The sequence below is a fragment of the Sphingomonas bacterium genome (assembly GCF_903644135.1).
In the GTDB taxonomy this organism is placed as follows: domain Bacteria; phylum Pseudomonadota; class Alphaproteobacteria; order Sphingomonadales; family Sphingomonadaceae; genus Sphingomonas.
Map to the genome: position 1 here is coordinate 1 of NZ_CAHJXA010000077.1, position 9,949 is coordinate 9,949.

Sequence of the window (9,949 nt, forward strand, 5' to 3'; positions counted from 1 at the left end):
TGGCCAGTGTGTCTCCGGTGCGGACGCCGGTGCGAATCTCCGGGCAGAGATAACCGCGCTCGCCGGCGAGTTGCTGCCGCGCGGCATCGCCGGCGCGGACCTGGCAGCGATGATAGATGGCTGGGAGATATTGCTGGCGGAGGACGTCGACCGGGAAGGGCTGGGCAGCTTCGCGGCTGGGCGGGGTGGCCGACTGTTCGCGATCGGCGCGCGGCTGCTCGGGGACGGCCGCGCGATGGTTGCCGTAGCCGGCGAAGGCTGGGCGCTTGCCGATCTTGCCGGCCATGTCACTGCGCGCACGGTGGCGGAGCAGGCGCGTGGCATGGCGGCAGAGCGGTTTGGGTCGGCGTTTATGCAGCGCTGGCCCCGGTCGCTGCGCCCGCTTGGCGCGCTGGCGCTGCTGGCGCGCGCGGATCTGGTCGAGGTCGCGCCAGGCTCGCCACGCCGCGTCGCGCGGTTGCTGCTTCACCGGTTGACGGGACGCTGACGCGCGTTAGCCTCGCCCAAGAAGAACGGGGGACAGGCACGATGTGGCGCTATCTGGCGGGTGGGGCGGCGGCGTTGCTGATGGTCGCGCTGGGCGTGCTGATCGTCAACGCACGGGCACGTCCGACCGCGGTGCTGCCGCCGCAGCCGCTAGCCGCGGCCGGTCAGCCGACGCAGGCGACCGCCGCAGGGACACCGCTGCCGGACGCCGTGCCCGAGGCGACCGAGCGGACGCGCGAGCAGAAGCGCTTCGACCGCTACGACAAGGATCGCAACGGCAAGGTCACGCGCGAGGAGTACCTCCTGGCTCGCCACAAGGCGTTCGCCAAGCTCGACACCAACCATGACGGCCAGCTGTCGTTCGACGAATGGGCGATCAAGGCGGAAACCAAGTTCGCCGTCGCCGACAAGGACAAGTCCAACACCCTCACCCCGGCCGAGTTCGCGACCACCGCCGTCAAGCGAAAAGCGCCGCGGCGGGTGAACTGTCCTCCGGCTGCGGCTCAGCCGGCGGCGCAGGAGGATTGAGCCACGCCGCCAGCGCCGCCCGCCCGCGATCGGTATACATCCGCTTGCGGTCGGCCTTTTTCGTCTTCCCCGCGATCGGTGGAAACAGGCCGAAATTGACGTTCATCGGCTGGTAGGTCTCGGCGGTCGCGCCGCCGGTAATGTGGCCCAGCAGCGCTCCCAGCGCGGTCTCCGGCGGCGGCGGCGGCAGGACCGTGCCGGCCAGCTCGGCCGCCGCGAACCGCCCCGCCAGCATCCCGATCGCCGCGCTCTCGATATAGCCCTCGCAGCCGGTGATCTGGCCGGCGAAGCGAAGCCGCGGCCGGCTCTTCAGCCGCAGTTGCGCGTCCAACAGGTCGGGCGAGCGGATGAAGGTATTGCGGTGCAACCCGCCCAGCCGCGCGAACTCGGCATCCTGCAGGCCGGGAATGGTGCGGAACAGCCGCACCTGATCGGCGTGCCTCAGCTTGGTCTGAAAGCCGACAATGTTCCACAGCGTGCCCTGCGCGTTGTCCTGGCGTAGCTGCACCACCGCATAGGGCCAGCGGCCGGTGCGCGGGTCGTCGAGCCCGACCGGCTTCATCGGCCCGTAGCGCAGCGTGTCGACCCCGCGCTCCGCCATGACCTCGATCGGCATACAGCCGTCGAAATAGGGCGTGTCCGCCTCCCATTCCTTGAACGGCGTCTTCTCGCCGTCGATCAGGCCGGCGTGGAAGGCGAGATACTGGTCCTTGGTCAGCGGGCAGTTGATATAGTCTTTACCGCCCTTATCCCATCTGGCGGCGAACCATGCGGTGTCGAAGTCGATCGACTCGCGGTGGACGATCGGCGCGAGCGCGTCGAAAAAGGCGAGCGCTTCCGCACCGGTGGCGGCACCGATCGCGGTGGCGAGCGACGGCGCGGTGAGGGGGCCGGTGGCGATGATCGCCGGACCATCGGGCAATGCGTCGACCCGCTCGCGCACCAGGCTGATGTTGGAGTGGCCGGCGATCGCCTCCGTCACCCCGGCGGTATAGCCGTCGCGGTCGACTGCTAGCGCCGAGCCGGCCGGAACGCGGTGCCGATCCGCTTCCCGCAGGATCAGCGAACCCAGCGTGCGCATCTCCTGGTGGAGCAGCCCGACCGCATTCGCCTCCGCATCGTCCGAGCGGAAGCTGTTGGAGCAGACGAGTTCCGCCAGCGCATCGGTCCGGTGCGCCGCCGTCGTGTCGCCTCCGTCCGCAAGGCCGGCACCGCGCATCTCCGACAGCCGCACCCGCCAGCCCGCCTCGGCAAGCTGCCAGGCCGCCTCCGATCCGGCGAGGCCGCCGCCGACGACGTGGATGTCATGGGTCATCGCTGCGGCCTAGCGGGTAACGCACCCGCTCGCCAGCGCTTGATCCACATTAGCAACTCCCCGGATTCCGCGCAATCGTGGAACATGCGGGGTTCTGCCGGGTATCACTTCCAGACACACAGGAGGATTGCCCATGTTTCGCGCCCTAGCATTCTGTACCGCCATCGCTCTGCCCGTCGCCGCGTTCGCCGCGGCGGCGATCCCCGCTGGCATCTATGTCGCGAAGGCGGGTGCCAGCGACAAATTCGAGATCACCTCCAGCAACCTGGTGATGGATTCGACCAACCCCAAGGTTCACGATTTTGCGGCGATGATGGTGACCGACCACACCAAGAGCACCGAAGACGTCAAGGCGGCGGCGATGCAGGCCGGCCTCAAGCCCAAGCCGCCGGTGCTGAGCCCGGCGCAGTCGGCGATGATCGCCAAGCTGAAGAAGGTCAACGGTCCAGCTCGCGATCAGATGTATATCGAGCAGCAGAAGACGTCGCACGATCAGGCGCTCGCCCTGCAGCAGGCGTACAGCACCGACGGCAAGTCGGCCCCGCTCAAGGCGGTGGCCGCCAACATCGTGCCGGTGGTGCAGAACCACATCCAGATGCTTCAGGCGATGTGACCCAGCGGGGCGGGGGCTCTTGCCTCCGCCCCGGCTTTACCCCGCGACCGGCAATCTGACCTTGCCGTCGCCGTCACGCTCCAGCGGACCATAGGCGATCACAGTTTCCAGCAGGAGCGGACCGTAGAGATGCGGGAACAACGCGCCGCCGCGCGATGCTTCCCAGCGCAGCGATGGTCCGAACGAGCCGAGATCGACTGCGGCGACATGCAGGTCGGTCTGTCCGGCGAAGTGCTTGTCCACCGTCTCGGTCAACTGTTCGGCCGTCGAGAGGTGAACATAGCCGTCCGTCAGGTCGACGGGCGCGCCGTCGAAACTGCCGGTCTCCAATGTCGCCATCTGCTCGCCGGTCAGCACCTTGTAGGCTGTGGTCGATTGCTCGCTCACTCGCCGTCCTCCGGCCCGGCCGCCGCATCCTCGCCAATTACTGCCCCTGTATCGGGCGCGATCGCCTCGCTGCCATCGCCCAGGTTGATCTCGGCCTCCTCCTCGGTCTCCTCGATTCGAGCGGCGGAGACGACATGTTCGCCCTCGGCGACGTTGAACAAGCGCACGCCGGCCGAGTTGCGGCCGATCACCCGCGTGTCGCCGACCGACAGGCGGATCAGCTTGGCCTGGTCGGTGACCAGCATCAGCTGCTCGCCGCTGTGCGTCGGGAAGCTCGCCACCACCGCGCCGTTGCGCTGGAGGTTGTCGATGTTGGTGATGCCCTGACCGCCGCGGTTGGTGCGGCGGTATTCGTAGGCCGACGAGCGCTTGCCATAGCCGTTGGCGCAGACGGTCAGGATGAACTCTTCCGCCTCAGCCATCGCCGTCACCGTCGCTGCGTCGAGCGTCGCTTCGCGTTCGCCCTCCTTCCATGGCGCGGCGCGCAGATAGGCCTCGCGCGTCTCCGCATCGAACGGCGTGCCGCGCAGCACCGACAGCGATATCACCTCGTCGCCACTCGCCAGCTTGGCACCGCGAACGCCGGTCGAATCGCGGCTCTGGAACTCGCGCACGTCGGTGGCGGCGAAGCGGATCGCCTTGCCCTGCCGCGTCGCCAGCAGCACATCGTCGGTCCCGGTCAGCAACGACACGCCGATCAGCCGATCATCAGCATCCCCGTCTTCGAATTTCATCGCGATCTTGCCGGCGGTGCGGATGTTCGCGAAGGCGTCCATCGAGTTGCGCCGGACATAGCCCTTGGCGGTGGCGAACATGACGTGGAGCTTGCCCCACTCCGCCTCGTCCTCGGGCAGCGGCAGCACCGTCGAGATGGTCTCGCCCGGCTGCAGTGGCAGCAGGTTGACCATCGGCCGACCGCGCGTCGCCGGCCCGCCCTCGGGCAACCGCCATACCTTCAGCCGATAGACCTTGCCCGCGGTCGAGAAGAACAGCACCGGCGTGTGGGTGGAAGTGACGAACAGCGCGGTGACGACGTCCTCGTCCTTGGTCGTCATGCCGCTGCGGCCCTTGCCGCCGCGCGCCTGGGCGCGGAAGGTGTCGAGCGGGGTACGCTTGATATAGCCCTGTAGGGTGACAGTGACGACCATGTCCTCGCGCTCGATCAGGTCCTCGTCGTCGATGCCGTCGGCGGCGGCCGCGATCTCCGACCGGCGCGGCGCCGCGAACTCGTCGCGGATCGCGGTCAGCTCGCCGCGCATCACCGCGTACAGCTTGGCACGGTCGGCGAGGATCGCGAGCAGCTCGGCGATCGACCCCGCAAGCGTCTCCAGCTCGCTGCCGATTTCGTCGCGGCCCAGCGCGGTCAGGCGATGAAGGCGCAGGTCGAGGATGGCGCGGACCTGCGTTTCCGACAGGCGATAGGTGTCGCCGACCGCCTCGCTGTCGACCGCCTCGACCAGCCGCAGATAGCCGGCGATCTCGGCGACCGGCCATTCGCGCGCGATCAGCTTGGCGCGCGCGTCGGCGGGGCTGGCCGAGCCGCGGATCATCCGCACCACCTCGTCGAGGTTGGTGACGGCGATGACGAGGCCAAGCAGGATGTGGGCGCGGTCGCGCGCCTTCGCCAGCTCGAACTTGGAACGGCGGGTGATGACCTGCTCGCGGAACTGGACGAACGCCTGGATGATGTCGCGCAGGTTGAGCAGCTCGGGCCGGCCGCCGCGGATCGCCAGCATGTTGGCCGCGAACGACCCCTGCGCCGGGGTGTGCCGCCACAGCTGGTTGAGCACCACCTCGGGTGTCGCGTCGCGCTTCAGGTCGATAACGATGCGCACGCCCTCGCGATTGGACTCGTCGCGGATGTCGCTGACGCCCTCAATGCGCTTGTCCTTGGCCGCCTCGGCGATGCGCTCGACCAGCGCGTTCTTGCCCTGCTGATAGGGGATCTCGGTCAGTACGATCGACTGGCGGTCGCCGCGATGGCTCTCGACGACATGACGCGAGCGGACGATGATCGAGCCGCGGCCGCTCTCATAGGCGGAGCGCGCGCCCATCCGGCCGAGGATGATCGCGCCGCTGGGGAAATCGGGGCCGGGGACAATCTGGATCAGCTCGTCGATGCTGATCGCACCGTTGTCCATATACGCCAGGCAGGCGTCGATCACTTCGCCGAGGTTATGCGGCGGGATGTTGGTCGCCATGCCGACGGCGATGCCGCCGGCGCCGTTGACGAGCAGGTTGGGGAATTGCGCCGGCAGCACCTGCGGCTCGCGCTCCGACCCGTCGTAATTGGGGGTGAAGTCGACCGTGTCCTTGTCGAGGTCGCCGAGCAGCGCGTTTGCCACCTTGGCCAGCCGCGCCTCGGTATAGCGCATGGCGGCGGGCGGATCGGGGTCCATCGAGCCGAAATTGCCCTGGCCGTCGATCAGCGGCACCCGCATTGACCAGTCCTGCGCCATCCGCGCGAGCGCGTCGTAGATCGCGCTGTCGCCGTGCGGGTGGTATTTGCCCATCACGTCGCCGACGATGCGCGCCGACTTGCGATAGGCCTTGCCGGCGACGAAGCCGCTCTCGTGCGCCGAATAGAGAATGCGGCGGTGGACCGGCTTCAGCCCGTCGCGCACGTCGGGCAGCGCGCGCGCGACGATGACGCTCATCGCATAGTCGAGATAGCTGGTCTTCATCTCGTCGACGATCGAGATGGTCGACATATCGCCGGATGCGGGCGGTTCGGCGAGCAGGGTCTCGTCGGCCAAGGACTATGCTTTCGGGTTGTTACGGATTGGCGACGGTCTAGGCGCTCGGGGCCGCAAAGTCACGCGCGCACGCGTGTGCGAGGACACCTCCAATCGTCGTCACCCCGGCCTTGTGCCGGAGTCCAGAGCCAAGAACGGCATCGCTAGCGGTTCTGGATACCGGGACGAGCCCGGCATGACGAAAGATCAAGGCGTGACTTCCTTGCCCTCCCAATCGAAGACCTTGCCGCTGTCGGGGGCTTTCAGGCCGTCGATCACGTCGAGCAGCTGCACCGCGGCGCGGTCGGGCGAGAACAGCTGGTCGGCGCGGACATTGGCCTGGAACGGCTTGGACAGCGGCGTGTCGACGGTGCCGGGGTGAAGCGCGACGACGATGCTGCGGTCGTTGCGGCGGCGCTCCTCGATCGCCAGCGTCCGGACCAGCTGGTTGAGCGCGGCCTTGGCGGCGCGATAGCCGTACCAGCCGCCCAGCTTGTTGTCGCCGATGCTGCCGACGCGGGCGGACAGCACCGCAAAGACGCAGCGACCGGTACGTGGCATCGCTGGCAGGACATGCTTGGCGACCAGCGCCGGACCGATCGCGTTGATCGCATATTGCCGCGCCAGCCAGGCGGGATCGAGATCGCGCATCGCCTTCTCGGGCGAGCGGCCATCGTCGTGGAGCAGCCCGGTCGCGATCACCACCAACGTCGGCGGGTCGGCGGCCAGCCGGGCGGCGGCAGCGGCGATGCTCGCCTCGTCCTCCAGATCGAGATGATCGGTGCCGGACGCCGAGCGGGCGAAGCGGTGGACGTGGTCGAACGCTCCTTCCTCGGCCAGCGCCGCCGCCAGCGCCGCACCGATCCCGCCCGATGCACCGATGACGACCGCGCTGGTCATTGCCTGACGAACGTCCAGCGATCCGCCTCGCTCGCATCGGCATCGAAGCGGTAGCCGTCACTGTCGAAGCCGCGCAGGTCGTCGATGCTGTCCAGCCGATGCTCGGCTACGAAGCGCGCGACCAGGCCGCGCGCCTTCTTGGCGTGGAAGCTGACAAAGCGGCGATCCGGTCCTTCGCGGAAATCGATCGCGACCACCCGCACCGATGCCGGCAACCGGCCGTCCACTGCGGCCCAATATTCCTGACTGGCGAGGTTGACGACGGTGCCGGACCCATCGGCGTCGACATCGGCCGCCAGCGCCGCGGCGATACGGTTCTGCCACCAGTCGGTCAGCTTCGCCCGGCGCGGTGCCCAGCGGGTTCCCATCTCCAGTCGGTAGGGGCGGATCACATCGAGCGGCCGCAACAGGCCGTAGAGCCCCGACAGCAGCCGGACATGGTCCTGCGCGAAACCGACCTGCGCTCCGTCGAGGCTGTGCACGTCGAAGCCGGTATAGACGTCGCCGGCAAAGGCGTAGATCGCCGGCCGCTCGGGCGCATCGGCGAAGTCGCGGAAACGCTCGGCGTTGAGCTTCGCGAGCGGGGCCGAGATGTGCATCAGCTCGCGCAGCTTCTTCTGCGGCAGCCGCGCCGCCGATCGGGCGAGGCTCGCCGCCTCTTCCGCGAACCGCGGAGCCGTCGGCGTCAACGCCGGCAGCGGCGTCTCGTAATCGAGGGTCTTGGCTGGGGACAGGACGGCGATCATCCTCGCCGGCCTAGCCGCCGCTGGCAGGCGGTTCAATCATGCTTCGCCCGCGGTCGCTTGAACGGCACGCAGCGCGCCTTTACAGCAACCTCGCCCGGCACCCCTGCCGCCCCACGGGAGAGAGAATCGCCATGAAATCCCTGTCCACCCTGGCGCTTGCCGCCGCCCTCGCCAGCGTTGGCAGCGTCGCCGTCGTCCAGCCGGCCCTCGCCGCCAAGAAGGAGGAGGCCAAGCCCGGCCTCAAGCTAAGCCCCGACTTCGTCAAGGCGGCCAAGCCCGCCCAGGACGCGTTGGCAGCCAAGAACTACGAGGGTGCCGAGCCGCTGGTTGCGCAGGCGGAAGCCGTCGCCAAGAACGACGACGAGAAATATGTGGCGCAGTCGCTGCGTTTCGATGTGACTCGCGGCAAGATCTACGCCGCCCGCGACGCCAACCCCAACGCACCGGTCAACGAGACCGCGCTGGCCGGCCCGCTGGACGCGCTGATCGCCAACCCGAGCACGCCGGCGGCGAACAAGCCGGGCTATTATTTCGCGCGCGGCGTCCTCGCCTTCAACGGCAAGCAGAACGCGCAGGCTATCCAGTATCTGACCCAGGCGCGCCAACTCGGCTTTGCCGACCCCAACCTCGACCTGATGATCGCCAAGGCGAAGTTCGACGGCGGCGACATCGCCGGCGGTTCGGCCGACTTGGACACGGCGATCACCAAGGCCAAGGCGTCGGGCAAGCCTGCGCCCGAGGATTACTACCGCTACGCCATCGCCCGCTCGAACAGTGCCAAGGACAAGACGCAGACGATCGGCTGGCTCGGCAAATATGCCGCCGCCTATCCGACCCCGCAGACTTGGCACGATGTCCTGATCACCTACGGCCTGTCGGCCCCGAGCGTCGACGTGCTCGACAAGAACCAGCGCATCGACCTGTTCCGGCTGATGCACGACACCAAGAGCATCGCCGACCAGTCGCTGTATGAGCAATACGCCCAGGACGCGATCGACCGCGGCCTGCCGACCGAGGCGCTGTCGGTGCTCAAGGAAGGTCAGGCGACCGGCAAGCTGACCGCCGGCCGCAATCTGACCGATGCGATGAGCCAGGCGACCAGCTCGGCCCGGTCGGAGGGGTCGCTGGTGCCGCTGGAGGCCAAGGCCAAGGCGAGCGCCGACGGCAAGCTGTCGGCGCAGACCGCGGATGCCTATCTGAGCAAGGGCGACAATGCCAAGGCGATCGAGCTCTATCGCGCCGCGCTGGGCAAGGGCGGCGTCAATGCCGACGACGTCAACACCCATCTCGGCATCGCCCTGTCGCGCAGCGGCGACAAGGCGGGGGCGACGGCGGCGTTCGCGGCGGTGAAGACCGGCGCGCGCGGCGATCTGGCGGCGTTGTGGACGACCTGGGTCTCCATCCAGGGCTGATCGACCAAGGGCCGGGTAGGCGCGGTGCCTACTCGGCCTGGTCGGCGGGAACCGGCACGCCGGACATCGACTTGGCGGTGCGGATCGTCAGCGACGTCTTGACGCTGACGACGTTGGGGGCGGGCGTCAGGTGAGTGGTCAGGATGTCCTGAAAGCTCTTCAGGTCCGCCGCGACGATCTTGAGGATGAAGTCGATCTCGCCGTTGAGCATGTGGCACTCGCGCACCTGCGGGATGGCTGCGACATGCTCCTCGAACGCGGTGAGGTCCTTTTCCGCCTGGCTGCGCAGCGACACCATTGCGAACACCGTGATCGGATAGCCGAGCCGCGCCGGATCGAGGTCGGCGTGATAGCCGCGGATCGCCCCGGCTTCCTCCAGCGTCCGCACCCGGCGCAGGCATGGCGGCGCGGTGAGCCCGACCCGCTCCGCCAGCTCGACATTGGTCATGCGGCCATTGTCCTGCAGCAGCTTCAGTATCTCTCGGTCGATCCGGTCCACGCCGACGAAACTCCTGTGCGACGAACTCGTCCTGTCGATTGCGGCGGGACGATAGGAAGATCGCCGCCAAACGCAAACGTCCCACAATGCGACGAGCGGCGATCCAGCCCGTTTTGACGTGTTCCGCGGCGTGGCGGAGCGGGCTAGGGACGGCGGACCGATGCGGGTGCCCGCAGCGGCCGAGGGACGGATGCGCTTCGACGATAGCCTGAAGACGGTGCTGGCGAGCGACGCGCGCGCTGGCTTCGGCGCGCAAGCGACCTGGCGTCAGCTGGTCGACCTGGTCGGGCGCGGCCGCGCCGAGGCATCGCCGGCGACGGTGGAACGG

General features: G+C 68.3%; 9 protein-coding genes and 1 pseudogene. 4 read left to right on the forward strand and 6 right to left on the reverse strand.

Annotated features, from left to right (window positions below; all coding sequences use genetic code 11):
- Together HUU96_RS06035 and HUU96_RS06040 are read left to right on the forward strand one after the other, a co-directional pair.
- A pseudogene (locus HUU96_RS06035) lies at positions 1-487 on the forward strand (squalene/phytoene synthase family protein); the annotation flags it as partial.
- Between the two features lie 41 nt (positions 488-528).
- Positions 529-1,014 (forward strand): EF-hand domain-containing protein, encoded by a 486-nt coding sequence (locus HUU96_RS06040; RefSeq protein WP_174291945.1) that lies wholly within the window; start codon positions 529-531, stop codon positions 1,012-1,014.
- Here HUU96_RS06040 and trmFO read toward each other — a convergent pair.
- Positions 944-2,329, reverse strand: coding sequence for a methylenetetrahydrofolate--tRNA-(uracil(54)-C(5))-methyltransferase (FADH(2)-oxidizing) TrmFO (trmFO, locus tag HUU96_RS06045; RefSeq protein ID WP_174291946.1), 1,386 nt, complete (start codon positions 2,327-2,329; stop codon positions 944-946). The two genes, HUU96_RS06040 and trmFO, sit on opposite strands and share 71 nt — an antisense overlap.
- Positions 2,330-2,462: 133 nt before the next feature.
- Between trmFO and HUU96_RS06050 the strand changes: the two genes are divergently transcribed.
- On the forward strand, positions 2,463-2,942 hold the full coding sequence (locus HUU96_RS06050; RefSeq protein WP_174291947.1) for a DUF4142 domain-containing protein: 480 nt from the start codon (positions 2,463-2,465) through the stop codon (positions 2,940-2,942).
- Between the two features lie 36 nt (positions 2,943-2,978).
- Here HUU96_RS06050 and HUU96_RS06055 read toward each other — a convergent pair whose 3' ends face one another.
- The 4 genes from HUU96_RS06055 to yaaA all read right to left on the reverse strand — a co-directional run bounded on the left by HUU96_RS06055 (position 2,979) and on the right by yaaA (position 7,710).
- Entirely contained in the window at positions 2,979-3,281 is a 303-nt protein-coding gene (locus HUU96_RS06055; protein ID WP_438827061.1) for a DUF952 domain-containing protein, read from the reverse strand.
- Positions 3,282-3,325: 44 nt separating this feature from the next.
- Positions 3,326-6,085: a DNA gyrase subunit A gene (gyrA, locus tag HUU96_RS06060; RefSeq protein WP_174291949.1), complete on the reverse strand. Its 2,760-nt coding sequence runs from the start codon at positions 6,083-6,085 to the stop codon at positions 3,326-3,328.
- Between the two features lie 186 nt (positions 6,086-6,271).
- Positions 6,272-6,964: an SDR family NAD(P)-dependent oxidoreductase gene (locus HUU96_RS06065; protein WP_174291950.1), complete on the reverse strand. Its 693-nt coding sequence runs from the start codon at positions 6,962-6,964 to the stop codon at positions 6,272-6,274.
- Positions 6,961-7,710, reverse strand: a complete 750-nt coding sequence (gene yaaA, locus HUU96_RS06070) for a peroxide stress protein YaaA (RefSeq protein ID WP_174291951.1) — start codon at positions 7,708-7,710, stop codon at positions 6,961-6,963. Before yaaA ends, HUU96_RS06065 begins: the two co-directional genes overlap by 4 nt.
- 131 nt (positions 7,711-7,841) lie before the next feature.
- On the opposite strand from yaaA, the gene HUU96_RS06075 reads away from it, so the two are divergent.
- The gene (locus HUU96_RS06075) at positions 7,842-9,122 is read left to right on the forward strand and encodes a hypothetical protein (protein ID WP_174291952.1); all 1,281 of its coding nucleotides are present in this window, start codon (positions 7,842-7,844) and stop codon (positions 9,120-9,122) included.
- 28 nt (positions 9,123-9,150) lie between these two features.
- On the opposite strand, the gene HUU96_RS06080 is transcribed toward HUU96_RS06075, so the two are convergent.
- Positions 9,151-9,621, reverse strand: coding sequence for an Lrp/AsnC family transcriptional regulator (locus HUU96_RS06080; protein ID WP_302480218.1), 471 nt, complete (start codon positions 9,619-9,621; stop codon positions 9,151-9,153).
- Positions 9,622-9,949 lie beyond the last annotated feature (328 nt).